At 73.1% G+C, this 26,512-nt stretch carries 29 protein-coding genes and 1 riboswitch; of the genes, 11 read left to right on the top strand and 18 right to left on the bottom strand.

Translation table 11 applies throughout. The annotated features are described in order from the left end of the window. Positions 1–613 precede the first annotated feature (613 nt). The 5 genes from DEI81_RS04840 (at position 614) to DEI81_RS04820 (ending at position 5,934) form a co-directional block, all read left to right on the top strand. Positions 614–1,456: a winged helix-turn-helix domain-containing protein gene (locus tag DEI81_RS04840; protein ID WP_111009407.1), complete on the top strand. Its 843-nt coding sequence runs from the start codon at positions 614–616 to the stop codon at positions 1,454–1,456. A gap of 276 nt (positions 1,457–1,732) precedes the next feature. After that, positions 1,733–2,272 carry a MarR family winged helix-turn-helix transcriptional regulator gene (locus DEI81_RS04835; RefSeq protein ID WP_309146665.1) on the top strand — a complete coding sequence of 180 codons (540 nt, stop codon included), beginning with the start codon at positions 1,733–1,735 and terminating at the stop codon, positions 2,270–2,272. Further along, a complete protein-coding gene (locus DEI81_RS04830; RefSeq protein WP_111009406.1) occupies positions 2,269–3,618 on the top strand; it encodes a deoxyribodipyrimidine photo-lyase in 1,350 nt (449 codons plus the stop codon). Before DEI81_RS04835 ends, DEI81_RS04830 begins: the two co-directional genes overlap by 4 nt. Further along, on the top strand, positions 3,615–5,132 hold the full coding sequence (locus DEI81_RS04825) for a serine hydrolase (protein ID WP_181435325.1): 1,518 nt from the start codon (positions 3,615–3,617) through the stop codon (positions 5,130–5,132). The genes DEI81_RS04830 and DEI81_RS04825 overlap by 4 nt, the downstream gene beginning before the upstream one ends. Positions 5,133–5,232: 100 nt before the next feature. Continuing rightward, positions 5,233–5,934: a TetR/AcrR family transcriptional regulator gene (locus tag DEI81_RS04820; RefSeq protein ID WP_111009404.1), complete on the top strand. Its 702-nt coding sequence runs from the start codon at positions 5,233–5,235 to the stop codon at positions 5,932–5,934. On the opposite strand, the gene DEI81_RS04815 is transcribed toward DEI81_RS04820, so the two are convergent. The 3 genes from DEI81_RS04815 to DEI81_RS04805 form a co-directional block, all read right to left on the bottom strand. Continuing rightward, complete coding sequence (locus DEI81_RS04815) at positions 5,924–6,538, bottom strand: superoxide dismutase (RefSeq protein WP_111009403.1); 615 nt, start codon at positions 6,536–6,538, stop codon at positions 5,924–5,926. The genes DEI81_RS04820 and DEI81_RS04815 overlap by 11 nt on opposite strands. Next, complete coding sequence (locus tag DEI81_RS04810) at positions 6,531–7,121, bottom strand: flavin reductase family protein (RefSeq protein WP_111009402.1); 591 nt, start codon at positions 7,119–7,121, stop codon at positions 6,531–6,533. Before DEI81_RS04810 ends, DEI81_RS04815 begins: the two co-directional genes overlap by 8 nt. A gap of 175 nt (positions 7,122–7,296) precedes the next feature. Beyond that, positions 7,297–8,820 (bottom strand): MFS transporter, encoded by a 1,524-nt coding sequence (locus DEI81_RS04805; RefSeq protein WP_111009401.1) that lies wholly within the window; start codon positions 8,818–8,820, stop codon positions 7,297–7,299. A gap of 138 nt (positions 8,821–8,958) precedes the next feature. Here DEI81_RS04805 and DEI81_RS16645 point away from each other — a divergent pair, with 138 nt between their 5' ends. Then, complete coding sequence (locus tag DEI81_RS16645) at positions 8,959–9,507, top strand: TetR/AcrR family transcriptional regulator (RefSeq protein WP_111009400.1); 549 nt, start codon at positions 8,959–8,961, stop codon at positions 9,505–9,507. Between the two features lie 66 nt (positions 9,508–9,573). Then, on the top strand, positions 9,574–9,744 hold the full coding sequence (locus DEI81_RS16145; protein WP_181434856.1) for a hypothetical protein: 171 nt from the start codon (positions 9,574–9,576) through the stop codon (positions 9,742–9,744). A gap of 167 nt (positions 9,745–9,911) precedes the next feature. On the opposite strand, the gene ribH is transcribed toward DEI81_RS16145, so the two are convergent. From ribH to DEI81_RS04785, 3 genes are read right to left on the bottom strand one after another with little or no spacing between them, the layout of a single operon-like run. Then, positions 9,912–10,391 carry a 6,7-dimethyl-8-ribityllumazine synthase gene (ribH, locus tag DEI81_RS04795; protein WP_111009399.1) on the bottom strand — a complete coding sequence of 160 codons (480 nt, stop codon included), beginning with the start codon at positions 10,389–10,391 and terminating at the stop codon, positions 9,912–9,914. After that, positions 10,388–11,062, bottom strand: a complete 675-nt coding sequence (gene ribB / locus DEI81_RS04790) for a 3,4-dihydroxy-2-butanone-4-phosphate synthase (protein ID WP_111009398.1) — start codon at positions 11,060–11,062, stop codon at positions 10,388–10,390. The genes ribH and ribB overlap by 4 nt, the downstream gene beginning before the upstream one ends. Next, positions 11,059–11,676: a riboflavin synthase gene (locus tag DEI81_RS04785; RefSeq protein ID WP_111009397.1), complete on the bottom strand. Its 618-nt coding sequence runs from the start codon at positions 11,674–11,676 to the stop codon at positions 11,059–11,061. The genes ribB and DEI81_RS04785 overlap by 4 nt, the downstream gene beginning before the upstream one ends. A 72-nt stretch (positions 11,677–11,748) precedes the next feature. Next, a riboswitch (FMN riboswitch) is annotated at positions 11,749–11,886 on the bottom strand. 106 nt (positions 11,887–11,992) lie between these two features. On the opposite strand from DEI81_RS04785, the gene DEI81_RS04780 reads away from it, so the two are divergent. Beyond that, positions 11,993–12,424, top strand: coding sequence for a GNAT family N-acetyltransferase (locus tag DEI81_RS04780; protein ID WP_111009396.1), 432 nt, complete (start codon positions 11,993–11,995; stop codon positions 12,422–12,424). 7 nt (positions 12,425–12,431) lie between these two features. On the opposite strand, the gene DEI81_RS04775 is transcribed toward DEI81_RS04780, so the two are convergent. From DEI81_RS04775 to DEI81_RS04765, 3 genes are all read right to left on the bottom strand, one after another. Beyond that, positions 12,432–12,968, bottom strand: a complete 537-nt coding sequence (locus DEI81_RS04775; RefSeq protein WP_111009395.1) for an Lrp/AsnC family transcriptional regulator — start codon at positions 12,966–12,968, stop codon at positions 12,432–12,434. A 75-nt stretch (positions 12,969–13,043) separates the two neighbouring features. Then, positions 13,044–13,688 carry a hypothetical protein gene (locus DEI81_RS04770; protein WP_111009394.1) on the bottom strand — a complete coding sequence of 215 codons (645 nt, stop codon included), beginning with the start codon at positions 13,686–13,688 and terminating at the stop codon, positions 13,044–13,046. Between the two features lie 38 nt (positions 13,689–13,726). After that, positions 13,727–14,107 carry a DUF5997 family protein gene (locus DEI81_RS04765; protein ID WP_111009393.1) on the bottom strand — a complete coding sequence of 127 codons (381 nt, stop codon included), beginning with the start codon at positions 14,105–14,107 and terminating at the stop codon, positions 13,727–13,729. A 43-nt stretch (positions 14,108–14,150) separates the two neighbouring features. On the opposite strand from DEI81_RS04765, the gene DEI81_RS04760 reads away from it, so the two are divergent. Then, entirely contained in the window at positions 14,151–14,909 is a 759-nt protein-coding gene (locus DEI81_RS04760; RefSeq protein WP_181435324.1) for a LysR family transcriptional regulator substrate-binding protein, read from the top strand. A gap of 4 nt (positions 14,910–14,913) precedes the next feature. On the opposite strand, the gene DEI81_RS04755 is transcribed toward DEI81_RS04760, so the two are convergent. The 3 genes from DEI81_RS04755 to DEI81_RS04745 all read right to left on the bottom strand — a co-directional run bounded on the left by DEI81_RS04755 (position 14,914) and on the right by DEI81_RS04745 (position 17,902). Continuing rightward, positions 14,914–15,642, bottom strand: a complete 729-nt coding sequence (locus DEI81_RS04755) for a DNA-3-methyladenine glycosylase I (RefSeq protein WP_146244016.1) — start codon at positions 15,640–15,642, stop codon at positions 14,914–14,916. Positions 15,643–15,834: 192 nt separating this feature from the next. After that, entirely contained in the window at positions 15,835–16,194 is a 360-nt protein-coding gene (locus tag DEI81_RS04750; RefSeq protein ID WP_220035630.1) for a hypothetical protein, read from the bottom strand. Between the two features lie 28 nt (positions 16,195–16,222). Continuing rightward, complete coding sequence (locus DEI81_RS04745) at positions 16,223–17,902, bottom strand: sodium:solute symporter family protein (protein ID WP_111009391.1); 1,680 nt, start codon at positions 17,900–17,902, stop codon at positions 16,223–16,225. A 237-nt stretch (positions 17,903–18,139) separates the two neighbouring features. Between DEI81_RS04745 and aroQ the strand changes: the two genes are divergently transcribed. Beyond that, positions 18,140–18,580, top strand: coding sequence for a type II 3-dehydroquinate dehydratase (aroQ, locus tag DEI81_RS04740; RefSeq protein ID WP_111009390.1), 441 nt, complete (start codon positions 18,140–18,142; stop codon positions 18,578–18,580). A gap of 441 nt (positions 18,581–19,021) precedes the next feature. Here the strand turns inward: aroQ and DEI81_RS04735 are convergent, their stop codons facing one another. Both DEI81_RS04735 and DEI81_RS04725 read right to left on the bottom strand, forming a co-directional pair. Then, positions 19,022–20,017 carry a hypothetical protein gene (locus DEI81_RS04735; protein ID WP_146244015.1) on the bottom strand — a complete coding sequence of 332 codons (996 nt, stop codon included), beginning with the start codon at positions 20,015–20,017 and terminating at the stop codon, positions 19,022–19,024. 835 nt (positions 20,018–20,852) lie between these two features. Then, positions 20,853–21,458: an NAD(P)H-dependent oxidoreductase gene (locus DEI81_RS04725; protein ID WP_111009602.1), complete on the bottom strand. Its 606-nt coding sequence runs from the start codon at positions 21,456–21,458 to the stop codon at positions 20,853–20,855. Between the two features lie 217 nt (positions 21,459–21,675). Here DEI81_RS04725 and DEI81_RS04720 point away from each other — a divergent pair, with 217 nt between their 5' ends. Then, positions 21,676–22,164, top strand: a complete 489-nt coding sequence (locus DEI81_RS04720; RefSeq protein WP_111009387.1) for an MSMEG_6728 family protein — start codon at positions 21,676–21,678, stop codon at positions 22,162–22,164. Positions 22,165–22,400: 236 nt separating this feature from the next. Here DEI81_RS04720 and DEI81_RS04715 read toward each other — a convergent pair whose 3' ends face one another. The 4 genes from DEI81_RS04715 to nadB form a co-directional block, all read right to left on the bottom strand. Then, complete coding sequence (locus DEI81_RS04715) at positions 22,401–22,661, bottom strand: hypothetical protein (protein WP_146244014.1); 261 nt, start codon at positions 22,659–22,661, stop codon at positions 22,401–22,403. Positions 22,662–22,749: 88 nt separating this feature from the next. Beyond that, positions 22,750–23,889, bottom strand: coding sequence for a cysteine desulfurase family protein (locus DEI81_RS04710; protein ID WP_111009385.1), 1,140 nt, complete (start codon positions 23,887–23,889; stop codon positions 22,750–22,752). 7 nt (positions 23,890–23,896) lie between these two features. Further along, positions 23,897–24,838: a carboxylating nicotinate-nucleotide diphosphorylase gene (gene nadC, locus DEI81_RS04705; protein WP_111009384.1), complete on the bottom strand. Its 942-nt coding sequence runs from the start codon at positions 24,836–24,838 to the stop codon at positions 23,897–23,899. Beyond that, positions 24,835–26,463, bottom strand: a complete 1,629-nt coding sequence (nadB, locus tag DEI81_RS04700) for an L-aspartate oxidase (protein ID WP_111009383.1) — start codon at positions 26,461–26,463, stop codon at positions 24,835–24,837. The genes nadC and nadB overlap by 4 nt, the downstream gene beginning before the upstream one ends. Positions 26,464–26,512: the final 49 nt, after the last annotated feature.

The following is a 26,512-nucleotide window of genomic DNA, read 5'->3' as shown; positions in this document are numbered from 1 at the left end:
CGCCCTCGCAGGCTCGGTCGCCGCTGGCGTCGCGCGGCGCTGGCGCGCCGCCTCAGCTCCAGCGCGCGGACTCGCCGAGTAGCCCCTTCCACCGCCCTCGCAGGCTCGGTCGGCGCTGGCGTCGCGCGGCGCTGGCGCGCCGCCTCAGCTCCAGCGCGCGGACTCGCCGAGTAGCCCCTTCCACCGCCCTCGCAGGCTCGGTCGGCGCTGGCGTCGCGCGGGCGCCCGTCCGCACGTCCGCCGGGACAGTTGACAGCCCCCTGGTATACCGCCGATACTCGCCCCATGACTGTTTCCTCGTCCACCCGCGTCCTCGTCGAGGTCCAGGGGACTGCCGGCATGATGATGCCGGGCATGGCGGTCATGTGTTGTCGAATGTGTGCCTGACCGGCACCCGTTCCAGCCGGACCCACCCCGACGGCGACCCCGTCCTGTGTGCGGTCCCCGGGATCCGGCGCCGACGACCATCGTGATCGTCGACGCGGAGGTACCCGCTCCCCTCGGTTCGTCCCGCCCTCGAACCCCCTCGCCGGGGTCCGGGCACCGCGGACGCCGCGACCGAGGACGCATTCGACGCACCGGCGCTCCGAGCGCCACAGCCAGGAGGACTCCCATGTCACTCACCATCGATCGCCCGCGACACACCACCGCCCCCGCCGACACCGCGCTCGCCGGCGCTGCCTCGCCGACCCATGCCGGGCCGACTCTCCCCGCGGCCCAGCACGCCCGCACTGCTGCGCCCGTGCGTACCCCCGCTGCCGGCACCGCCCTGCCCGCCCGTGCCGCACGGCCTGCGCCCGCTGCCGAGGACGTCCCGACGAGTCCCGTCGTCGCTCCCGCCCGGAGCCGCGCCCTGCCCGAGGGCACGGAGGCACGCGGATTCGCCCTCTACGTCGGGATCGACGAGGCGAAGGCCGCTGCGGCCGGCACCTCGCTCGCGGCCATCGTCGAGCAGCTCAAGGCCCTGACGGCCCAACTCGCCCCCGCCGCCGAGACCTACGCGGCGGTCGCCGTGGCGGCCGAGGGCTCCGGGGGCCGCGACGTCGAGGTCGTGCGCCTCGCGCTGCAGGACCGATCCGCGGTCGCGGCGCGGAAGCAGACCTCGCCCGCGGAGCCCGAGGAGACCGGCGTCGTGATCGACATCTCGCGCAAGCGGGTCGTGCTCGACGGCGAGACCGCACCGCTGACCTACAAGGAATTCGAGCTCCTCCAGTTCCTGGTGCTCCGCGAGGGCCGGACGGTCGACCGCCAGGCGATCATCGAGGGACTCTGGGCGGACGGCGAGGACGAGACGCCGAACGAGCGGACCATCGATGTGCACGTCCGACGCCTCCGCTCGAAGCTCGGTGCCTTCGAGGAGATCGTGCGGACGGTCCGGGGTGTCGGCTACCGGTTCGACCGGCACGCGGACGTCGCCGTCCGGTACGCCTCCACGCCGTCCCCCGACCTCTTCTGACGGCCGCGGGGGCTCCCGGCATCGGCATCGGGCGCTCTGGGTGAACTCGCAGTGAAACAACGATCCGGTACCTACCGCTCGTTACCACCTCGTTATATTCTGACGGAGCAGTCGCTGTTTGCTGTGGCAGCGGTTGCGGAATGTGATTGCAGGACACTCTTGGGTGCAAGGGAGGAGGGCGGCCACCACGCCTCTGGTGGCCGCCCTTCGTCGTGTCCGAGCCGGTCGGGCGTCCGACCCCGTCGATACAGTTGGCGGAGGTCGGAAGGAGCCGCAGTGAGTGACACATCGAAGGCCGTCGCCGCGTGGGAGGCCCTGTTCCGCGCGCAGGTCACCGTGATGCGCAACCTCAACACCGCGTTCCCGTCGTCCGACATCTCGTTCAACGAGTACGACGTCTGCTACAACCTGTCCAAGCAGCCCGGACGGCGCCTCCGGATGCGGGACCTGACCGGCCAGCTCCTGCTGACCCAGCCGAGCATCAGCCGCCTCGTCGAACGGCTGGCGGCCCGCGGCGTCGTCGAGAAACTCCCCGATCCGACGGACGCGCGCGGTGTGATCGTCGCGTTGACGACACACGGCTTCGACCTCTACCGCACCGTGGCGAAGCAACACGCCGCCACCATCGCCGAGCAGGTCGGCGCCGGACTCGACGACGACGAGCTGGGCGAGCTCGAACACCTGTGCACGAAGCTGCGCACGGCCGCCGCTGCCGCCACCGACGGCACCACGGCGCACCCGGCGCACCCGGCGCTCCGCGCGAACCCGGACCCGTCGGCCTCCGATCTGGCCTCCGACACCCTGCCGAGCGTGTGAGCGGCGCGCTCGTCTGGCTGCGGGACGACCTGCGCCTCCACGACAACCCCGCCCTGCACGCCGCCGTCACGGCCGGCGGCCCGGTCACCGTGGCGTACGTCCTCGACGACCAGTCGGAGGGCCTCCGTCCGTTCGGTGGCGCCGCGCGCTGGTGGCTGCACGGGTCGCTCGCCGCGCTCGACGCCGACCTCCGGGCCCGCGGGAACCGCCTCGTCCTGCGCCGGGGTGCCGCGGCCACCGTGATCGACGAGCTCGTGCGCGACACCAGGGCGGACACGATCCTCTGGAACCGTCGGTACGGCGCCGCAGAACGCGCGATCGACACGGGGATCAAGCAGTCGCTCACCGACCGCGGTCACGTCGTGCACAGCGCGGCGGCGGCGCTGCTCTGGGAGCCGTGGACGCTCGCCACCGGCCAGGGCCAGCCCTACCGGGTGTTCTCGCCGTTCTGGCGCGCGGCGCAGGCGATGCCGACACCCCGCGAACCGCTCCCGCGGCCCGTGACGGTGCCGGCCGGGCCGTCTGTGGCGAGCGACGCCCTCGACGACTGGGGTCTGCTGCCGACCCGACCGGACTGGGCCGGCGGCCTGCGCGCGACCTGGACCCCCGGCGAGGCCGGAGCCGCGGCCCGGTTCCGCCACTTCCTCGAGCACGGTCTCGAGGACTACGACCAGCGTGACCAGCCGTCGGCCGACGCCGCGAGCGGACTGAGCCCGCACATCCGCTGGGGCGAGATCAGCCCGTACCAGCTCTGGCACCGTCTGCACGGCGAGCTCACGCCCGCGCAGCGTCGGCAGGCGCCGTCGTTCCTCCGACAGCTGGCCTGGCGCGAGTTCAACTGGCACGAGCTGTACCACGAGCCGGACATGGCGACCGTGAACGTCCGCCCCGAGTTCGACGCCTTCCCGTGGCGCTCCGCGTCGTCGGACGAGCTCGACCGCTGGCGGTACGGCCGCACCGGCATCGACCTCGTGGACGCCGGCATGCGGGAGCTCTGGCACACCGGCGCGATGCACAACCGCGTCCGCCTGGTCGTCGGGAGTTTCCTCGTCAAGAACCTGCTCGTCGACTGGCGCGTCGGCGAGCAGTGGTTCTGGGACACCCTCGTCGACGCCGACTCCGCGAACAACGCCGGCAACTGGCAGTGGGTGGCCGGTTCCGGGTTCGACGCCGCCCCCTTCTTCCGCGTCTTCAACCCGCAGCTCCAGGCGGACAAGTTCGATCCCCACCGGAGCTACATCCGGCAGTGGATCCCGGCGGACGAGGTCCGGCCGGAACCGATGGTCGACCTCAAGTCGAGCCGCGCCCGAGCCCTCGACGCCTACCAGCAGATGCGGGCCGTGTGACCAGCGCATCCTCGTCGGACGCCGCTCCCGGCGGCGCCGCCTCCGCCAGGGCTCCACGACCCGCGGACCGACTCCCCGCGGACGTCCTGAGCCGCATCGACGACCTGTTCCGGCAGCGTGTGGAGCGCGGTGTCGCGCCGAGTAGCGCGTGGGGCGTGTTCGACCGCCAGGGCCTCGTCGCCAGTGGCGGCCACGGGGACCGCGGTGACGGACGAGCGCCCGACCATGACACGGCGTACCGGATCGCCTCGTGCACGAAGAGCGTCACCGCCGCGGCCCTGCTGCTCCTCGCCGAACGGGGCCTGCTCGACCTCGACGACCCGGTGACCGCGTTCGTGCCCGCGTTCGCGTCGGTCGCACTGCCCCGCCCGGACGCCCCCGTCCCGACGCTGCGGATGCTGCTGACGATGTCCGCCGGGTTCCCGACCGACGACCCCTGGGCCGACCGGCAGGAGTCCCTGTCCGACGACGCGTTCGACGGCGTGCTCCGCGGCGGCCTGCTCTTCGACCGGGTGCCGGGAACGGGCTTCGCCTACTCGAACCTCGGTTACGCACTGCTCGGCCGTGTCGTGGCGCGGGTGAGCGGTCGGCCGTACCAGCGCTTCGCGACCGAGGAGCTGCTCGACCCGCTCGGGCTCACCCGGACGGCGTTCACCGCGCCCGACGGGGCCGCGCTCGCGTCCGGGTACCGATCTGGCCCGGACGGCTGGGAACGGCTGCCGTTCTCCGGCCCGGGTGCGTTCTCGAGCATCGGCGGTCTGTTCTCGACGGTCACGGACCTCGCGGCGTGGGCGCGGTTCCTGGCCGCCGCGTTCGACGGCATCGGCGTCGGGACGACCGGGGCGGCGGCGTGGTCCGGGTCGGCGCCACTGTCGGCAGCCGACCGTCGTGCCATGCAGCAGGCGTCACGGACGATCCCGGGCGGGACGGGCCTCCCGGGTCTGCGGGATCGCCCTGCCGGGTACGGCTTCGGGCTGTTCGTCGAACAGGACCCGGTCGTCGGGACGATCGTGTCGCACTCGGGCGGCTACCCGGGCTTCTCCGCACACATGCGATGGAGCACGGCCGACGGCGTCGGCGTGGTCGCGTTCGAGAACGCGACCGGGGCTCGGGTGCCGATGGCCGCGACGGAGGCGCACGACCTCCTGCTGTCCGCACGACCCGCACCCCCTGCGGACCCGGTGCTCGACGTGACGCGACGCGCGCAGGCGGCCGTGACGCGCCTCCTGGCCGACGGGTTCCCCGACGACCTCGCCGACGCGGTGTGCACACCGAACGTCGCGATGGACGTGCCCTACGAACGCCGCCGTGCAGCCGTCCGGGAGGCCCTGTCCGCGTCCGGCGCGGACCTCGCGGCCCGCCCCGTGCGCGAGGAGACGCGGTCACCCACGCACCTGGTGTGGTGGCACCCGGGGAGCACCGGTCTCCTGCGGGTCGAGATCCGTCTCGCTCCGATCGCGGCCGGACTCGTGCAGACGCTCACGGTCCGGGTGGAGGACGCACCTCCGGTCTGACCGGCCGCGGACGCCTGTGGAACGTGCACGGGCGCACGACCACCTCCGGTAGCATTCCACATGCCAGTCGACCTCGACGACACCGGAGGACAGGACCGCCGTGCCACGCAGACCCGATCCCAGCATCAAGCCCGCGATCGTCGAACGCGTCGCCGCGCATCTGCGGGCCACACCGATCGAGGCCGTCACGCTGCGCGGCGTGGGTCGGGCCCTCGGCACCAGCGCGTACCCGCTCGTGTACCACTTCGGATCCCGGGACGCCCTGGTGGACGCCGTGGTGGAGCACCTCGAGCGGACGTGCGACCACGTGGAGCTCGACTCCGCCGCGACGCCGACGGACCTCCGCAGCTGGTTCCGGGAGCAGTTCGGCAACCTCGGCGATCCCGATCGGTACTTGGCCGCGCGGTTGACGTTCGAGCTCGGCGCGACCGAGCCGCTCCGCGGCGGATGTCGGCACCGCCCGCGGCACGACCGCCAGGTCGCGTCCGTCGTCGCGTGGTGCCGGCATCACGACGTCACTGATCCCGAGCGACGGGGGCGCGAGGCCGTCCTGTACGCGCGGGGCGTGCAGTGGGGCGGTGTGCTCGACGGCGACCAGCAGGCGGCGGACCAGGCGCTGCACCGGATCGCACGCACGTTGGCCCTCGCCGCCGGACGTGCCGATGCGGCGGTGGGGCCGATCGACACCACGGGGCCGGACGCCGAGCACGACGAAGGCCGCCCCGAACGGGGCGGCCTCCGTGTCGAACCTGATCGCGATCGCGGCGTCGTGCCGGACCGCGACGGTCAGGTCAGAGCGTGACGAACGACTGCGCCTTGGCGTTGGCGAAGCGCGCGGCGACGTTCTCCCAGTCGACGATGTTCCACACGGCCTTGACGTAGTCCGCCTTGACGTTGAGGTAGTCGAGGTAGAACGCGTGCTCCCACATGTCGAGCATGAAGATCGGGACGAGCCCGAACGGGATGTTGCCCTGCTGGTCGAACAGCTGGAACGTCGTGAGCTGCTGCCCCACGATGTCCCAGGCGAGCACCGACCAGCCCGAGCCCTGGATGCCCGTGGCGACCGCGGAGAACTGGGCCTTGAACTGGTCGAACGAGCCGAAGAACTCGTCGATCGCCGCGGCGAGCTCACCCTCGGGCACCTTCGTGTCCGGGCCGAGGTTCGTCCAGAAGATCGAGTGGTTCACGTGGCCACCGAGGTTGAACGCGAGGTCCTTCTCGAGCTTGTTGACGTTCGCGAGGTTGCCCGACTCACGGGCCTCACCGAGCTGCTGCAGGGCGGTGTTCGCCCCCGCCACGTAGGTCGCGTGGTGCTTGTCGTGGTGGAGCTGCATGATCTTGCCGCTGATGTGCGGCTCGAGCGCGGCGTAGTCGTACGGCAGTTCCGGAAGGGTGTACTCAGCCATCGGATGTCCTTTCGTGTTGGGTTGGACGTGCGGGTCCCGCGGCCGGATGGACCAGCCGGGAACGATCGGTGAGGGAGTGGAACTCCCGGTTGTGGTAGACGAGCGGCTCACCCTGCTCGAGGCCGAGCACGATGTCGAGCACCTCGGCGACGACCACCGTCGAGCTGCCGATCGGCGTCGTCGAGAGCGGACGGCACCGCAGGACCGATGCCGCCGCGGGCAGGTACCAGTCGCCGGAGGGCAGGCGCTCCCAGATGCCCGGCTCGTCGACGGACGGACTCCCCGTGGAGGCGAAGCGCCGGGCGAGCTCCACGCCGCCCGCGTGCATCAGGTGGACCACGAACAGCGGCGCACCGAGCACCGCACCGGCCGACCCGGAGTTCGTCGACAGCGAGAACACGAGGACGGGCGGGTCGACCGCCACCGACGCCACCGACGACGCCGTGAGCCCGGTCGGACCGTCGGGTGTGTCCGCCGTGATGACCGCGACCCCCGCAGGGTGTCCGCGGAACGCCGCCTTGTAGGCGCCGGTCAGGTCACCGGGGGTGCCGGGCACGGACTGGGGGGTGTCGACCTGGGGCATCAGTCGGGCTCGTTCTCTTCCTCTTCGGGCGCGACCCGTCAGGGCCACGTCCCAACGTAGGACTTCGAGCGCCGTTGAGGTCAAGATCCACAGCAATCGCGTGCGGTCGGGCGTGGCACGGGCGGCCGAGAGTCCACCGGCGCGGCGGGCCCGACCGGCGCGGCGGGCCCGAGGGTCAGCGGACGCGCCGGAGCGTGAACCACGCGCCGACCGCAGCTGCGACCATGAGCACCGCGGCGACGCCGGCGGTCGTCGTGACGCCCGAGTCGAACGCGGCGCGCGCCGATGCGAGCAGTTCGGCGCCCGCGTGGCCGCCGAGGGACCGGGCGGCGGCGACCGCCCCGCCGAGCGTCTGGCCGGCGGCGACGTGCTCGGTCGATGACAGCCCCGCCGGCACGACGACGTGCGCGCGGTACGCGGCGGCCAGCACGGTCCCGAGCACGGCCGTGCCGAGCACGGCGCCGATCTCGTAAGCCGTCTCCGACAGCGCGGACGCCGCACCCGACTTCGCGGCGGGCACCGTCGACACGATGAGGTCGTTCGTCACGGTCTCGGACGCGCCGATCCCGACGCCCAGGAGCACGTACGCCACGGCGAGCGCCCGGATGTCCGCACCGTGTCCGAGCGCGGCGACCAGGGCGTACGCGGCGGCCGAGGACAGCAGCGACACCGCGACCACCCATCGCGGAGCGATCCGGGCGACGACCGGGACGACCACGAGCCCGGCGACGACCGACAACACCGTGCCCGGCAGCAGGACGAGTCCGGCGGTGAACGGGTCGAGCCCGGCGACGAGCTGCAGGTGCTGCGAGATGAAGTACAGGAACCCCGTGAGCGAGAACATCGCCGTCATGTTCGTGACGATGCTGCCCGTGAACGGCACGCTGCGGAACAGCCGGACGTCCAGCATCGGCACACGCGCGGTGAGCTGGCGCCGGACGAAGGCGACGCCGCAGACGACCCCGACCGCGAGTGCGGCGAGCGCGGCACCCCGGGTGTCCGGATCGGCCAGCGACTTGATCGCCCACGCCGTCGGGGCGAGCGCCGCGAGCGACAACGCCATGCTCACGAAGTCCACGGGACCCGGAGCGGGATCACGGGACTCGGGCACGAGGAACGGCGCGGTGAGGAGCAGCAGGACGAGGATCGGCACGGCGAGGAGGAACACGCTCCCCCAGGCGAAGTGCGCGAGGAGGACGCCACCGACCAGGGGGCCGAGCGCGCCGCCTACGGAGAACGTGCAGGACCACACCGCCAGCGCGAGGCGTCGCTCTGCACGGTCCTCGAACACGTTGCGGATGAGCGACAGCGTCGACGGCATGAGCATCGCGCCGAAGACGCCCATCGCGACCCGGGCGGCGACGAGCATCCAGGCATCGGTCGCGAACGCGGCGGCGACCGAGAACGCGGCGAAGCCCGTCGCGCCGACGAAGAGCAGGCGGCGGCGCCCCCACCGATCGCCGAGGCTGCCCATGACGACGAGGAGCCCAGCCAGGACGAGGGGGTACGCGTCGACCACCCAGAGCAGCGTGGTGGCGGCGGGGTGGAGGTCGGCGGAGATCGCCGGGAGCGCGAAGCTCAGCACGGTGTTGTCGACCGCGATGAGGAGCACGGGGAGCATGAGGACCGCGAGGGCGGCGAACCGTCGGGTGCGTGTCGACGCGGACGGACGGCGGACGGGGGCGAGGAGCAGGGACATCGGTGGTGCTTCCGGGACGGCGGTGGTGCTGCGCAGGCGACGGCACGCGTCGCGGCGAGGTTGACCGATCTACTGTACCGGCTGGACGGTACACGGTGCAAACGCTGGCTCCCGCACCGCGCTCCCTAGACTGAGGAGATGACCAGCGCGCGGGACCGCATCCTCGACAGCTTCGTCGGCATCGTGTGCGACGACGGCGAGCGCGTCGCCACGCTCGATGCCGTCGCGGCCCGCGCTGGGGTGTCGAAGGGCGGACTGCTCTACCACTTCGGGTCCAAGGCGGCGCTCGTCGCGGGCCTGTGCGAGCGGCTCTCGGACCTCGGGGTCGCCGACGTCGAGCGGATGCGGGCGGCGACGGACGGCCCGGCGCGGTACTTCGTCCGCAACTGCGAGTTCGTCGGCAGCGAGCTCGACCTCGCACTCCTCGCCGCGTCACGGCTGCAGCAGGCCGGCTACGAGGAGGCCGGTCGCACCCTCGACGAGGTCGAGGGTGCGTGGCTCGCGGCGCTCGTCGACCACCTGGGCGACGTCCCCACGGCCCAGGCGATCAAGCTCATGGGCGACGGCCTGTACCACGCCGCGGCGCTCGGCGCGGTCGCGGGCGGGCGCTCCCGTGCCGAGGGCGTCGTGATGGAGGACATCCTCGGCGTCGTCGACCGACTCGTCGCCACCCGCCCCGGCGCCTGAACGACCGCGGCCGTCACCGGGGACTAGACTGGGCGTCGTTCAACCGCTCGTCACCGGAGGTACCTCGTGGGCCGCGTCTTCCTCGCCCTGTTCTCGATCGCACTGTTGGTCGTCGCGATCTACCTGTTCGGTGTCGCGTTCCAGGTCTCCAGCGGGCAGGGCTTCATCTTCTTCGGCGGCATCCTCCTGATGTGCCTGTCGTTCGGACTGCCGATCCACGCCTTCTCCAAGCGCTAGCGTTCCTCGACGGAACGGGACGGCCCCGCATCCCATCGGATGCGGGGCCGTTCGCCGTCCCGGCGGCAGTGTCGATCGCGTGCGGGGCCGTTCGCCGTCCCGGCGGCAGTGTCGAGCGCGTGCAGGGCCGTTCGCCGTCCCGGCGACAGCGGCCGGTCGTGGGTCGGTCAGGCGCGACGGTGGAGACCGCGCAGCGCCACGGCCGTCGAGACCGCCGCGTGCAGCGCCTCGGCACCCTTGTCCTCCTTCGAGCCGGGCAGCCCGGCACGGTCCAGCCCCTGCTGCTCGTCGTCGAGGGTGAGCACCCCGAAGCCGACGGGCTTGCCCGTGTCGAGCGCGACCCGGACCAGGCCGCTCGTCGCGGCGTCCGACACGTACTCGAAGTGCGGTGTGCCGCCGCGGATCACGACGCCGAGGGCGACCGCCGCGTCCGCCCCGGCCACGAGCGCGGCCTTCGCCACGACCGGCAGCTCGAAACTGCCGGGGACGTGGATCACCTCGGTGCTCGCCCCGAGCCGCTCGGCCTCACGCAGGGCGCCCTGGAGGAGCCCCCCGGCGATCGTCTCGTGCCAGCGCCCGGCGACGATCGCCACGTGGACACCCGTTCCGTCGACCTCGTCACGCTCGGCCGCTCCTGCTCCGCTCATCCGTCCTGTCCTCTCCGGGACCGTCCGGCCCCGTCCCGCGCCGTCAGCCACGCGCTGAGCTCGGCGATCGTGATGACCGGGACGCCTTCGCGCGCCCCGAGTTCCAGCAGCGCCGGCAGGCGCATCATCGCGCCGTCGTCGCCGACGATCTCGCAGATCGCTGCGGCAGCGCGGAGGCCGGCCGCCGTCACGAGGTCGATCGCCGCCTCGGTGTGCCCCGGGCGCTCGCGGACGCCGCCGGGACGTGCCCGGAGCGGGACGACGTGACCCGGTCGGTGGAGGTCCCCGCGCTGCGATCGCGGATCGGCGAGCACGCGGAGGGTCCGTGCACGGTCGGACGCCGAGATGCCGGTCGTGATCCCCGCGGCGGCGTCGACCGTCACCGTGTAGGCGGTGCCGCGGACGTCCTCGCTCCGCTCGACCATCGGCGGCAGGTCGAGGGCGTCGGCGATCGCGGCGCTCACTGGCGCGCAGATGAACCCGGACGAGTGCCGCACCGTCCACGCGATCCACTCCGGTGTCGCGAGTTCCGCGGCGAGGACGACGTCGCCCTCGTTCTCACGCTGCTCGTCGTCCGCCACGATGACCGGGCGGCCGGCGATGAGCGACCGGAGGGCCTCCTCGACCGACGCGAGCCCCGCCGGCGGTGCGTCGGCGCCGGTGGCGGTCATCGTGCCTCCAGGCGGAGCATGCGGCGGACGTGCCGGGCGAGCACGTCCGTCTCGACGTTCACACGGTCGCCGGTGCGCAGGGCGCCGAGCGTCGTGGCGGCGAGGGTCTCCGGGATGAGCGAGACCTCGAACCACGCTGCGTCCGGGGCGACGGCCTCGTCCGAAACGGCGCTGACGGTCAGGCTGACGCCGTCGAGGGCGACGGACCCCTTGTCGACGACGAGGGGCGCCAGTCCCGGGGTCAGGGCGAAGCGGACCCGTCGCCAGCCGTCGCCGTCCTCGGTGGCGAGCACGGTGGCCGTCCCGTCGACGTGCCCCTGCACGATGTGACCGCCGAGTCGGTCGCCGACGCGCGCCGCCCGCTCCAGGTTCACGCGGTCACCGGCCCGCAGGCCGCCGTGCACGCTCATGTCGAGCGTCTGCCGCATGACGAACGCCGTGAACGACGACGCGTCGTGTTCCACGACGGTCAGGCAGACGCCGCTCACCGCGATCGAGTCGCCGTGCCGGACGCCCTCGACCGCGACGGGCCCGGTGACGGTGAGCGCGATGGAGTCCCCGCGGTCCTCCACGCGGTCGACGTGGCCGAGTTCCTCGATGATGCCCGTGAACACTGGTGTCCTGTCTGTCGGGACTCCGGAGGGTTCCACGGGAGGACGCCACGGACGGCCCACGACGGTGGACCGCCCAGCGCTTCCTCCCGTCCGGACTCTCACCGTCGGTCCCGGAGTTCCACCGGGTCGACCACGGTCGGACATCGGTCCGCCCGCAGCTCGTGGACTGTCACCACCGGTTCGGAATTGCACCGACCCCGGAGCGCTGTACGTGGACGGAACATTACCGCACCGGCCCCGCCCGTAGAGTGGACGACGGCCGCCACCCGGAGCGGCCGGTTCGCATCGCCCCACGACGGGCGGCAGGAAGGACACCGTGGCCTCGATCTTCAGCGCCCCGACCCGCAACCTCGACGTCGTCACGCTCCACGAGATCCTGCGGCTACGGCAGGACGTGTTCGTCGTCGAGCAGGAGTGCGCCTACCCGGACATCGACGGCCGGGACCTCGAGCCGGGGACCGTGCAGTGGTGGAGCGGCAACGGATCCGTCGACGCCACGCTCCGGGTGCTCCACCAGCCGGACGGCACCGAGCGCATCGGCCGGGTCGCCACCGCCCGCGGGGCGCGGGGCACGGGGCTCGCGTCGGAGCTCATCCGCGCCGCGATCGACTCGTGCCGCAGCGGCAGCATCGCCATCGACGCCCAGTCCCACCTGCGCGACTGGTACGCCCGGTTCGGCTTCGTGCAGACCGGTGACGAGTTCATCGAGGACGGCATCCCGCACGTCCCGATGACGCTGACGCGCTGACGCGTCGCTACGCCTGCCAGCGCCGGAGTTCCCCGAACGAGCGCGCCTGCCGGGGTCGCTCGGCGACGAGCCGCTCGAACACGATGTTCGTCTGCGTGGTCGCGACGGACGGGTCGCCGCTCAGCTCGTCGGCCACGAAGTCCCGCAGCTGCTCGGTCGAGGTGCACGCGATGTGCACGAGGAAGTCCTTGTCGCCGGCGAGGAACGACACGTCGAGCACGACCGGGATCGCGAGCAGTCGTTTGGCGAACTCCCGGAGTTCTCGACGTGCCGCGGCGTGGACCCGCACGGAGACCATCGCCTCGATCGCGAACCCGAGGCGTGCGATGTCGACGTCGGCGCGGTACCCGCGGATGATGCCCGCCTGCTCCAGGGCCCGGACCCGGGTCAGGCAGGTGGACGGAGCGACGCCGACCTCGGCCGCCAACCGGTTGTTGGGGATCCGAGCGTCGGATGCCAGGACCCACAGGATGCGCTCGTCGACCTCGTCGAGGCGGACGGACCAGCTGTCGGCGCGGGTGGCCGGAGTCGAACGATCGAGCACGGGCGGGCCTCCTGGTCGAACCATCCGTCGATGGTGTCCTTGATCGTCGCACGACGGGGCAGCCGGCACCACCCGTCACATCATGAGCGTCATGCCGACGACCGCGACCGTCATCGCGAAGACCTCGCCGCTCCGCACCGCACGGCGGTCCTCCCGGCCCCACTCGTACCGCAGCAGCCACCCGCTGAACGCGCAGTACCCCACGACCCCCGCACCGAGCACCGCCGTGAGGACGAGCGTGTGCGCCATCGGATCGGCCGACGCGGCACCCAGCACCGCCGACGCGGTCGAGCCGTGCCCGGCCCCGCTCGTCGTGACGCCGCTCGCGCCGCTCGATCCGGCACCGCTCATCGCACCGCCCATCGCTCCACTCATCGCACCGAGCAGCAGCATCCCCGCCATGACGACCGCGGAGAGCGCCCGGTGCACGTCCATCGGGTCCGCGCGCCGGGCCTCCCGGCCGTCCTCGGCCCGTCCTGGTGCGCCGGCCGCCCGAGCGCGCGACCCGATGACCGGGAGGGGCGCCACGAGCAACAACGCCGCCCCGGCCACGAGGGACCAGCCGGTCCCCACGCCGAACGCCGGGAGCAGCATGGCCACGAGCATCACCAACGCCGGTACGACCACCGCTGGCCGGGGCCGGTACCGGTCGCCGACGACGCAGCAGACCGACGCGAACTGCGGCACCACGAGCATGGCGGTCGCGATCGGGTCGTGCACCGGGAGGCCTCAGCGGCTCGGCAGTCGGGGGTGCGGGGTCAGCGCGTCGCGGCCCGTGCGGCTCGCTGCTCCTTGACGCGGGTGTTCTCGGCACGCACCGCGGCCTGCGTCGCACGCTCGCGGACGAGCCACTCGGGCATCTCCTGCAGGAGCGCCTTGATCTCGGCCGTCGTCAGCGCGTCGTCGACACCGGCGCGCGCGAGTCCCGAGACCGACACGCCGAGCTTCGCGGCGACGACCGGCCGGGGGTGCGGACCCTCGCGCCGGAGCTCCGCGAGCCACTCCGGCGGCTCGGCCTGCAGCGCCTCGAACGTGGAGCGCGACACCGGCGCCGAGCGGAACGACTCGGGCGCCGCGGACACCAGGATGCCGAGCTTCTTCGCGGCCGTCTCCGGCTTCATCGTCTGTTCCTGCGCCATGCCCACCAGGGTACGGGACCCGCCCCGGTCCTATGCTCGACGCATGCCCGGAACCCTCACCGTCGCGTTCGTCCCGGGCGTCTCCCCCGCACGGTGGGCACGGGTGTGGCGGGAGCGGATGCCGGACGTCGAACTCGTGCTCCGCGCGGTCGGCGCCGACGAGGTCGACCGGGCGCTCGACGGCGACGCCGACATGTGCTTCGCCCGGCTCCCCGTGACCGAGGGTCTGCGCGCGATCCCGCTGTGGACGGAGACGCCGGTCGTCGCCGCTCCGAAGGACTCCGAGTTCGCCGAGGTCGACAGCGTCACCGAGCGCGACCTCGTCGGGATGACCCTGCTCGGCGGCGGTCCGGTTCCCGACGACCTCGACGGCACGCTCGATCTCGTCGCCGCCGGCGTCGGACTCGCTGTGCTGCCCCAGTCCCTGTTCCGTGCGGCGAGCCGCCGCGACCTCGTCGCCCGTCCGCTCGTCGACGTCGAGGGCACGCGCGTCGCGCTCGTCTGGCGCGACGCGGACGCCTCCCCGGTGACGGACGAGTTCATCGGCATCGTCCGAGGGCGCACCGCGAACAGCTCCCGCGGGCGGGACGCCGCGGACGTGCGTGACGCGGACGGCACGGACGGCCGGCAGACCCGCGGTCGCGTCAGCAGCGACGGCCGGGAGGCCCGCGGTCGCCCCGGTGCCGACGGCCGGGAGGCGCGGCGCGGCTCCGGCAACGAGTCCAACGGCCGCCCCGGCACGGCCGGCGGCCGCGGTCGGACCGCCCGCCCGACACGCGGACGTCCGAGACGAGGGCGCTGAACGGTCAGGCCGGCCAGACACCGGAGCTGCCGCGACGGTGGCTGCCCACGAGGTGGGTGTCGACGATCCCGACGGCCTCCATGAGCGCGAACATCGTCGTGGGACCGACGAACGCGAAGCCCCGCTTCCGCAGGGCCTTCGCGAGCGCGACCGACTCCGGGCTCGTGGTCGGGACCTCGGCGACGCTCCGGGGCGCGGGTGTCGTCTCGGGCCGGAAGGACCACACGAACTCGGCCAGGCCGCCCTCGTCGCGGAGGGCGATCGTCGCGTTCGCGTTCGTGATCGTCGCGAGCACCTTCGCGCGGTTCCGGACGATGCCCACGTCGGCCATGCAGCGGGCGACGTCGGCCTCGCCGAAGGACGCCACGACGTCCGGGTCGAAATCGGCGAATGCACGTCGGAATGCCGGTCGCTTCGCCAGGACCGTGCGCCAGCTCAGGCCGGACTGGAACGCCTCGAGGCTCAACCGTTCGTAGAGGCCGCGCTCGTCCCGGACGGGCATCCCCCACTCGGTGTCGTAGTACTCGCGCAGCAGCGGATCGGTCGCCGCCCACCGGGGGCGTGCCAGGCCGTCCTGGCCTCGGACGAGGTCGGGAACGGCGCTCAGCGCATCGGCGGGCACCGGATCAGCAGGCGGATCGGCAGGCACCGGATCGGCGGGCACCGGATCGGCGGGCACCGCATCGGCGGGCACGGGCACGGGGTCGGGGTCGGCGGGCGTCGGGTCGGTCATGTGCCGATCCTCCCGGCCCCCACCGACAGGTGCCCGGCGCCGGCCGGGGGCTGGCCCTCGGCAGCGGAGGACGCGAGGAGCGGGTCGGGTGCGGCGCGTGGCGGTTCCGCGCCGCGCCTCCCGGCCGGGACACGACGGCCGGGAGGGCCGTACCGGTGCCGGTACGACCCTCCCGTCGGGCGTGTGCGCGCGTCAGGCCAGCTCGTGGCCCTCGCCCGCGGCCTTCTCGACGTCCTCGCGCTCGAGGTTGCCGACGATGTCCTCCTCGGGCACCGGCGCCAGCCGGTCCCACAGGAAGAAGAGCAGCCCGAGGACGAGCATCGAGATGCCCGTCCACAGGTTGATCTGGATGCCGCCGGTCTTCTGACCGTCGGTCGCGTGGTGCGCGATGCCCGTCAGCGTGACGATGATCCCGTACAGGACGAACAGGCCCCCGAGGATGCGGCGCAGGTCGAACCGACGGGTGGACGTGACGTACTCGCGCTTCTCGGCGTCCGTCATGGGAGCGCCCTCGCCGCCGGGAGCGGTGCCCGGCTTGTTGGTCTCACTCATGGTGATCTCCTTGTCGAATCAGGACGGTCTACAGGAACGGCAGGTACAGGAGCACGCACAGGACGAGCGCAGCCGTCCCGAGCAGTGCCGGCGACCGGTACCAGGCGGTGTCCGTCGCGACCGAGTCCCCGTGCAGGTCGATCTTGCCGATGCCGTACACCAGCCCGCCGAGTTCACGCTCGTCCCGCGGCTTCGTGAACATGCTGATGAGGAACCCGAACACGAGCACCGTGACGAACGAGATGATCGCGCCGTAGAGGGTCTCGGCGGTGCCCGTCGCGAAGAGCTTCGGGTTGACGAGGTAGGCGATCCACGTGACGGTCGGCGCGATGATGCCCGCGATGTACGACCACAGCGCCGCCGCGGTCGTCATGCGCTTCCACAGCAGGCCGAGGATGAACACGGCGAACAGCGGCGCGTTGAAGAACGAGAACAGCGTCTGCATGTACGTCATGATGTTCTGCGCCTGCGCGGCCAGGAACGCCGTCGCGATGCCGATGAGCACACCGACGATCGTCACCCAGCGCCCGGTCTTGAGGTAGTGCACGTCCGGCATGTTCGGCTTGATGTAGCGCTGCCAGATGTCGTAGGTGAAGACCGTGTTGAAGCTCGACACGTTCGCCGCCATGCCGGCCATGAAGCTCGCGAGCAGCCCGGTCACCGCGACGCCGAGCACGCCCGTCGGCAGGTACATCTGGATGAGCTTCGGGATCGCGTCGTTGTAGCTCAGTCCGGAGTGGTGCGCACCGGCGAGCTGGTTCCCGAGCGTCGCCGCGGCGATCAGACCCGGGATGACGACGATGAACGGGATGAACAGCTTCGGGAACGCCGCGATGAGCGGGGTCCGACGGGCGGCCGACATGTTCTTCGCCGAGAACGCGCGCTGCACCTCGGTGAAGTTCGTGGTCCAGTACCCGAAGCTCAGCACGAAGCCGAGGCCGAGCACGATGGCGAGCCAGTTCGCCCCGATCGGGTTCGTCGTGTGCCCGATCGCCGTGCCCGCCCAGGTGGACAGGTGCCGCGCGCCGTCGGTGTGCTCGACCGCTTTGGTGAGCCCGGACCAGCCACCGACACGGTGCAGGCCCACGATCGTCAGCGGGATGAGCCCGGCGATGATCACGAAGAACTGCATGACCTCGTTGTAGATCGCGCTCGAGAGCCCGCCGAGGGTGATGTACACGAGCACGAAGCCCGCGCTGACGATGATCGCGAGCCACTCGGGCCAGCCGAGCATCGCCTCGATGACGATCGCCATCGCGTAGAGGTTGATGCCCGCGATGAGGACGTTCGACACCGCGAACGCCAGGGCGTTGACGAGGTGCGGGGCCTTGCCGAACCGGCGGAGCATGAACTCCGGCACCGATCGCACCTTCGAGCCGTAGTAGAAGGGCATCATCACGAGGCCGAGGAACACCATCGCCGGCACCGCGCCGATGAGGTAGTAGTGCAGGGTCGCCATGCCGATCTGCGCGCCGTTCGCGGCCATGCCGAGGATCTCGGTGGCACCGAGGTTCGCGGAGACGAACGCCAGACCGGTGATCCAGGCGGGCATCGACCGGCCTGACAGGAAGAAGTCCATGCTCGTCCGGACCCGGCGACGGGCCGTGAAACCGATGCCGATGACCACCGCGAAGTACACGATGATCATCACGTAGTCGACCCAACTCAGATCGAGTTGGATCCCGTTCTGTCCTGCAGCGAGAACCATGTCAACTCCTCGTCGAAGTGCTTGCGGGGCGGGGCCCGGGGACGGGCTCGGGAGACGCACTCGATCGTGTCGGCGTGCCTCCGTGTGGGGGCGGGAGCGGCTCGGAGCCGATCCGACCCGGAACGTTACACCTCAGGGAACCGGGTGGAACTTCTCCGCCGACTCTCGGTTTCGTCGCGTGTGACCGTTCACATCCGGTGAGGCGCACAGGATGGGCTCGGTCGTTATCCTCGGAGGATGCCCGCGCCCCGCATCCTGGTCCTCAACGGTCCGAACCTCGACATCCTGGGACGCCGTGATCCCGCGCAGTACGGCACGGTCACGCTGCAGGAGCTCGAGGACCTGGTGCGGACGACCGCGGAGCCGCTCGGACTCGAGGTCGCCTTCCGACAGAGCAACCACGAGGGCGAGCTCGTCACGTGGCTCCACGAGGCGCTCGACGACCACGCCGGCGTCGTCATCAACCCCGCTGCCTACGCCCACACGTCGGTCGCGCTGCACGACGCGGTCGAGGCCCTGACGGTGCCCGTCGTCGAGGTCCACCTGTCGAACGTCTTCAAGCGCGAGCCGTTCCGCCACGTCGACCACGTCGCGACCGCGGCCACCGCCGTCATCGAGGGCGCCGGGGCCGACGGCTACCGGCTGGCCGTGCTCCACCTGGCGACCCTGCTCGGCTGATCAGGTCGGGACCGCGCGCGCTGCCGGTCGACAACGCAGGAAACCGCCGCCGGGAGGGACGGCGCGAGCCCGCACCGCGCCTCCCGTCCTGCGTTCTCATCCGAGCCGCGGCAGGCGGCAGGCGGCAGGACCGACTCGCGTCGACACCGCAGGAACCCGCAGCCAGGAGGGACAGTGCGCGGCCGTACCGCGCCTCCCGTCCTGAGTTGTCGCCCCCGAGTCGCGGCGGGACGCGCGCGCGGGCGGTCGACACCGCAGGAACCCGCAGCCAGGAGGGGCGGGGCGCGGCCGTACCGCGCCTCCCGTCCTGAGTTGTCGCCCCCGAGTCGCGGCGGGACGCGCGCGCGGGCGGTCGACACCGCAGGAACCGGCAGCCAGGAGGGACAGTGCGCGGCCGTACCGCGCCTCCCGGCCGTCGGCCGTCCGCGGTCGGCCGCCGACCTACGTCGCGGGGTCCATGGCGAACGGGGCGCTCGTCATCGTGTCGTCGGCCGTGTCGCGGTCGGCGTCGTCGGAGACGCCGGTCGCGATCGACACCACGACGCTGTTGTACGCGAACCGCTCGACACCGACCGGCCGGACGTCGAGGGCGACGGTGAAGCCGAACGCGGCCCCGGCGGGGATCGGGACGGCCACGACGAAGTCCTCCGCGAATCCCTCCTCCGGGGCCACGGGACGTGGGGTGACGGTCGCGGCGCTCATCCCCAGCGCGGTGGCCGTCGCGCTGAAGGCGACGATGCGAGCCGCGGAGACCAAGGCGCCACCGGCGGGCAGCACGTCCGGCACGACCACCCGGACGACCGCGCCGGCAGGGGCGTCCGGTCCCGTGTTGCTGAAGGCCGTCGTCACGGAGTACGTCCTCCCGCTCTGCCAGAGCCACTGCTGGTGCTCGTCCAGGTACTCGAGCGGCCGCTCGACGAACGGCTGCCAGCCGCTCCCGGCTACGTTCCCCACCTCGGTCACCGCGAGGTCCAGGATCGGCGTGGTCGTCACCTGCGCCACCGCGGGCGGCAGTCCCGCGACCGACGCGGTGAGCACGATGACCCCGGGATCGAGCGATGCGACGAGGCCGGTCGCGGTGGCCTGTCCCGCCGCGTCCGTCACCGCCGTCGCCGTGGTGGTCCCCGGCGTGCCGAAGAACGCCGGTCCGGACACGCTGAAGACGACGGTCTCCCCTGGCGACGGGGTTCCGCTCCCGGAGAGCACCCTCAACATCGCGTCGGACAGCGCGCCGCCCGCGGGGCGCACCGATGCGCCGGTGAAGGCGAGGGTCGCAGTCGCTTCCGCACTCGCGGCAGCCGCCGGGGTCGCCACCACCACGCCGAGCGCAGGGACGGTCCACGCAGCCGCCGCGACCACCGCCCGCCGCGGTAACGAGGACGGCGGAACCACCGCCTCCCGTCCGGTGCCGTCGTCGTCCGTGCTGCCCTGTCCCACCGTGGGGTCCCTCCTGCGGGCCGCGACCGACCCGACGACCGGACCATAGGCTCGCCAACCGTCCTGGCGGCGCTTCGGGACCCCCGTTCCACCACCGACGTCACCCCCTGCCTCGAGGGAGGTCACCCGCAGGCGCGTCGACAACGCAGGAAAACGCCGCCGGGAGGGACCGCACCCGCCCGCACCGCACCTCCCGTCCTGAATCACCGACCGCACCGGCCACAGGACCGACCCGCGTCGACAACGCAGGAAACCGCCGCCGGGAGGGACCGCACCGGCCCGCACCGCACCTCCCGTCCTGAATCACCGACCGCACCAGCCGCAGGACCGGCCCACGTCGACAACGCAGGAAACCGCCGCCGGGAGGCACCGCACCGGCCCGCACCGCACCTCCCGTTCCTGAACTGCCGACACACCGGCCGCAGGACCGACCCGCGTCGACAACGCAGGAAACCGCCGCCGGGCGGCACCGCACCCGCCCGCACCGCACCTCCCGTCCTGAACTACCGACACGCACCGGCCGCAGGAACGGCCCACGTCGACAACGCAGGAAACCGCCGCCGGGAGGGACCGCGCCCGCCCGCACCGCACCTCCCTTCCTGAATTGCCGCCCGCACCAGCCACAGGACCGGCCTACGTCGACAACGCAGGGAACCGCCGCCGGAAGGGACCGCACCCGCCCGCACCGCGCCTCCCGTCCTGAATCACCGACACACCGGGCCCGGTGGCCGCGGCCGGCAGCGACCGCGCCGCCGCCAGCAGGCCCGATGGGCTGGGTCGACGCGACGCGTCGGAAGGCTGCGCAGCAGAACGCCGCCCAGCGGAACGCGGCGCGTCAGAACTCGGCGGGCCGCCGCACGTCCGCTCCGGCGAGCGCACCGAGGCGCCCGCTGCGGACGATCGGGAGCGCCCGCTGCACGGCCTGGTCGATGCGCAACTCGAGCTCGACGCTGCGCAGCTCGTACGACCCCTCGTGCTTGACGAAGTCCCGCTCGTTCCCGAACACCCCGATCGGCAGCGTCGTCGACTGGAAGAACCCGAACAGCGGCCGCATCTGGTGCTCCACGAGCAGCGCGTGCCGATCGCTGCCGCCGGTGGCCGTGAGCAGCACCGGGGTGTCGACGAGCTCGTACTGCCCGACCCAGTCGAAGAACAGTTTGAACGCGCCCGAGTACGCCGCTCGGAAGGCCGGGCTCCCGACGACGAGGACGTCGGCGGTCTCGACCGCCTCCAACGCAGCTCGTGTCGCCGCTGCCATGCTGTCGCGGGTGGGCGCGGCGCCGAGGTCGGCGAGCACGGGTCCGATCTCGACGACCGTGGTGCGGGCGTCCTCGAACTCGGCGGCGAACCGGTCCACGGTCGCGCGCACGAGCGCCGACGTCCGGGACGGGTCCGAGGGACTCCCGCTCACGCCGACGATCCGGGGGCTGCTGCTCGTCATGCGCCGATGCTCACACGCCCGGCCATGGACGAGCCGCGATGTGACGACATGTGTCGAGGAACGGTGACCGGCACGGCGCCGGATCGGACCGCCGCCAGCCCGATCGCGACAGGCGGTCCGGCCCCACTCCCGGTCCCCACCGACCGCTCGCGCGTAGCGTCGGTCGCGGTTCGGCGCGCCCCGGACCGCACCGACGACCGGGAGGCACGACCGCGGCATGCAGACCTTCCTGCCCTATCCGGACTTCCGTGCCTCGGCGGAGTCGCTCGACGACAAACGCCTCGGGAAGCAGCGCGTGGAGACCCTGCAGGTGATGCGGGCGTTGACGTTGCCCGGGTACGGCTGGCAGCACCACCCGGTGGTCGCGATGTGGCGGGGTTTCCGACCAGCGCTCATGGCCTACCAGGACGCGACGTGCACGGTCTGGCTCGAACGGGGCTACGCCGACACGTGCCTCGGCAAGACGCTGATCGACCTCGGCCGGGTCGAGGAGGACCTCGAGGCGTACGAGCACGGCGACGTGACCATGCCGCCGTGGTTCGGGGACGAGGCCGTCCACCGATCGCACCGCTCGAAGCTCGTGCAGAGGGCGCCGGAGTTCTACCGGGAGCGGTTCCCGGACGTGCCGGACGACCTGCCGTACACGTGGCCGGGCGAGACGGTCCGCGCGGAGGCGGCGCACACGCCCGAGGCCGACCTCGACTGACGCCGCTCCGCGGGCGGAGTACGCGCGGTCCGACGCCCGGGAACGGCAGAGCCGGCCCCGCCACGGTTCAGGGGGATGTCGTCGTAGGGTCAGGGGTTCGTACGACGACGCCGTGGCGGAGCCGGCTGCCTGAGCGCGACCACGTGGGCCGTGCTCCCCGCCGGGCGCTCAGGGTGCGTCCGGCGGAACGCGTCGATGACCGATCAGGGGGTGGTCACCGGCGCGGGTCCGAGGTGTCAGGAAGTGCGGCGATCGCCTCCGAGGGGGTGGCGGGCCGGTTCGGCGGACATCGGGAGGACGGCGCTGCCGACCGTCGCCAGGATCCCGGCGACCGCGACGACCGCGAGCGGCACGAGTGTCAGCCCGTGCGCCGCACCGAAGCCGAGCGCGAGGATCGTCGCGGGGGCCGGCAGGAGCTGCACCGCGTGGAACCGGGAGGTCCGGGTCGCGGGGCGCAGCGCCGGACTCGCCAGTCGCTGCTCGCTCGTGTCCGTCATGTCCTCCATTGTGCGGACCCCGGGCTGTCCGCGGAAGGGGGGACACGCCCCCCGACATGGAGTAGACCGTCTAGTACACCCCTCCGGGTCAGACGGCGAGGGCGCGGACCGTGTGGACGGCTGCCGCGATGGCGTCCACCACGGCGGCGGCGCCGTCCGGCCCGAGGTGCTCGTCGAACGTGAACCGCACGGCGGTGCGAGCGACCTCCTCCGGCAGCCCGAGCGCCGCGAGCACGTGCGACGTCTCCGTGCTGCCGGCCGCGCACGCGCTGCCCGCCGACGCCAGGATCCCCTGCTGCTCCAGCTCGAGCAGGACCGTCTCGCCGTTCGTGCCCGGCAGGCAGAACGACGCGTGGCCCGGGAGGCGGTGCTCGCGCGACCCGGTCAGCACCGCGTCCGGTACGCGGTCCAGGACACCCGCGACGAGGACGTCCCGCGCCGACTCGGCGACCGCGGCAGCGTGCGCACGTCGCTCGAGCGCGAGTTCGAACGCCCGGGCCAGACCGACGGCACCGGCGACGTCCTCGGTGCCCGAGCGGACGCCACGTTCCTGCCCACCGCCGTGCAGGAGCGGCTCGATCGGGACGCCCCGACGCACCGCGAGCGCGCCGATCCCCTTCGGGGTGCCGAGCTTGTGTCCGGACACGCTGACCGCGTCCGCGCCGAGCACGTCGAGCCCGACGGGCAGCCACGGGGCGGACTGCACGGCATCGCTGTGCAGGGGGACGCCGACGGCGTGCGCGACCGCGGCGAGCGCCGGGATGTCCTGCACCGTGCCGATCTCGTTGTTCGCGTGCGCGACGCTGACCAGCGTGGTGTCCGGCGTGAGCGCGGCGGCCAGGTCGGCCGGATCGAGCCTCCCGTCCGACCCCACCGGCAGGAGGTCGACGGTGAAGCCGTGGTGCCGTACCAGGTGGTCGCAGCTCGCGAGGACGGCGTCGTGCTCGGTCGGGAGGGTGAGCACCCGGCGACCGCGCGGCGCGGCGAGCGCGATGCCCTTGACCGCGGTGTTGTCGGACTCGGTACCGCCGCTCGTGAACACGACCTCGGCGGGTCGGCAGCCGAGCGCGCCGGCGACCACCGCCCGCGCCGCGGCGAGGCCCTGCGCGGCCCGGGCACCGACCTCGTGGGTGGACGAGGGGTTGCCGAAGTCGCCCGTGAGCCAGGGCCACATCGCCTCGAGGACCTCGCGGCGGACGGGCGCGGTCGCGGCGTGGTCGAGGTACACGGCCGTCCTAGCGATCGCGCGGGGCCGTGGCGACGTCGGGCTCGACGACGACGTCGAGCCCGAGGTCGAGCGCCCGGGCCGAGTGCGTGAGCGCTCCGACGGACACGATGTCCACGCCGGTCGCCGCGATGGTCGCGACGGACTCGAGCGTCACGCCACCCGACGCCTCGACGAGGGCGCGACCGCCGACGAGCGCCACGCCCGCTCGGAGCATGTCCGGCGTGAAGTTGTCGAGCATGATCGTGTCGACGCCGGCGCCGACCACGGGTTCGATCTGGTCGATGCGGTCGACCTCGACCTCGAGGTGGACGGTGTGCCCGAGCCGCTCCCGCGCTGCGCGGATGGCCTCCTCGATCGGGACGCCCCGGGCTGCGAGCACCGCCAGGTGGTTGTCCTTGGCGAGCACCGCGTCGGACAGCGACGTCCGGTGGTTGTGTCCGCCCCCGCAGCGGACCGCGTGTCGCTCCAGCGCGCGGAGGCCGGGCGTCGTCTTGCGGGTGTCGACGATGCGAGCACGGGTGTCGGCCACCGCCGCGACGTAGCGCGCGGTGACCGTGGCGATGCCGGACATCCGCTGCACGAGGTTGAGGGCGACGCGTTCCGCGCGGAGCACCGACCGCGCGGCACCGGAGACGATCGCGAGCGTGTCGCCGGCCGCGAACGTGGCGCCGTCCGCACGCTCGAGTGTGACGACGATGCCGGGGTCGACCGCGGCCATGACGGCGGCGAACACGGCACCGCCGCTGAGCACGCCCGGCTCGCGCGCGGCCAGGGTGGCGGTGGCCGTGGCGTCGGCGGGCACGAACGCCTCGCTCGTGACGTCGCCCCAGGGGGCGTCCTCCTCGAGGGCGGTCTCGATGACGCGACGCAGCGCATGCGGCGGGATCGCCCCGACGGCGGTGGGGGTCGTGGGCGCGGCGGCAGTGGCACCGGTCGTGATGTCGGTCATGCAGGAACTCCCTGTCGTGGTGCGGTGGTGGGGACCGTGCGGGACACGGTCCCCTGCGTCGTCGACACCCAGGCGAGGGGCCGCGCCTGCGCGGGGTCGGTGCCGGGGTGGTCGGTGCGGGCGTGCGCGCCGCGGGACTCGGTGCGGGCCGCCGCCGCGTGGGTGACGAGGCGGGCGAGGGTCAGGAGGTTGCGGTCCTCGAGGGCGCCGACGCTCGGCGTCGGGGCGGCGACCTCGAGCGCCGCGAGGTCCCGCGCGGCGCCGCCCAGTCCGTCGGCGTCGCGGAGCAACCCGACCCGGTCCTCCATGACGGCTTGGAGCGCCGGACGCACGCGGGCCTCGTCGACCGGTGCCGGGCCTCCCGGCCGGGAGGCCCGGTCCGGGTCCGCCACGGACGTGACCGCGAGTGCGTGCGGACCCCGCAGGCGCGGCCGTGCCGGCCGCGGGACGTCGAGGGCGTCGGCGGCGCGCACGCCGAAGACGAGCCCCTCGAGCAGGGAGTTCGACGCCAGGCGGTTCGCGCCGTGGACGCCGGTGCAGGCCGCCTCGCCGACCGCGGACAGGCCCGGGAGGCTCGCCCGGCCCTCGACGTCGGTCGCGATCCCGCCCATCGCGTAGTGCGCCGCCGGCGCGACGGGCACGGGTTCGCGCGTCCAGTCGAACCCCGCCGCGCGCGTGGCCCGGGTCAGCCCCGGGAACCGGATCGGGAGCGTGGCACCGAGCGCGGTGGCGTCGAGCATCACGGGATCCCCGCCCTGCGCGCGCATCGCGGCCGCGATGCCGCGAGCGACGACGTCACGGGGCGCGAGCTCCGCGTCGGGGTGCACGGCCGTCATGAAGCGGCGCCCCGCCTGGTCGCGGAGGACCGCGCCCTCCCCGCGCACTGCCTCGGAGACCAGGCCGCCGCCGGGGACCGCGAGGCGGGTCGGGTGGAACTGCACGAACTCGAGGTCCGCGAGGACGGCACCGGCACGCCACGCGGCCGCCACGCCGTCCCCCGTCGCCACGAGCGGGTTCGTGGTGTGTCGGTAGAGGTGCCCGGCCCCACCCGTCGCGAGGACGACCGCGTCCGCGGCGATGCGCAACGGTTCGCCGAGGAGGTCGAGGACGTCCACGCCGCGGACGGCGCCCTCGTGCACGACCAGGTCGACGAGGAACGTCCGCTCGAGGATCGTGACGTGGCGGTCGAGCAGCGCGCGGACGAGCGCTCGTTCGATCGCCGCGCCGGTCGCGTCGCCGTCCGCGTGCAGGATGCGACGGCGGCCGTGGGCGGCCTCGACACCGCGCGTCAGGTCGTCGCCGTGCACCTCCTGGCTCGCCGGGTCGCGGGTCCGGTCGAACGCGATGCCGATCGCGAGGAGGTCCCGGACGCGAGCCGGTCCGTCGGCGCAGAGGACCTCGATCGCGTGCTGGTCCCCGGCTCCCGCACCGGCGGCGACGGTGTCCGCGACGTGGGCGCCGACCGAGTCGTCCGCGCCGAGCGCGACCGCGATGCCGCCCTGTGCGTACGTGGTCGCCGCGTCGGTGAGGGCGCCCTTCGTCACGAGGGTGACGTCGTGTCGTCCGCTGGCACGGACGGCGGTGGTGAGGCCCGCGATGCCGGAGCCGACGACGACGACGTGCATCAGGCCTCCCGGCCTGCGTCGAGGGGACGGGCGGGGGCGAGGGGACGAC

It is taken from the genome of Curtobacterium sp. MCBD17_013 (assembly GCF_003234565.1).
Lineage (GTDB): Bacteria > Actinomycetota > Actinomycetes > Actinomycetales > Microbacteriaceae > Curtobacterium.
The sequence above is the reverse complement of the archived record's forward strand: the minus strand, read 5'-3'. Positions and strand labels throughout refer to the sequence as shown.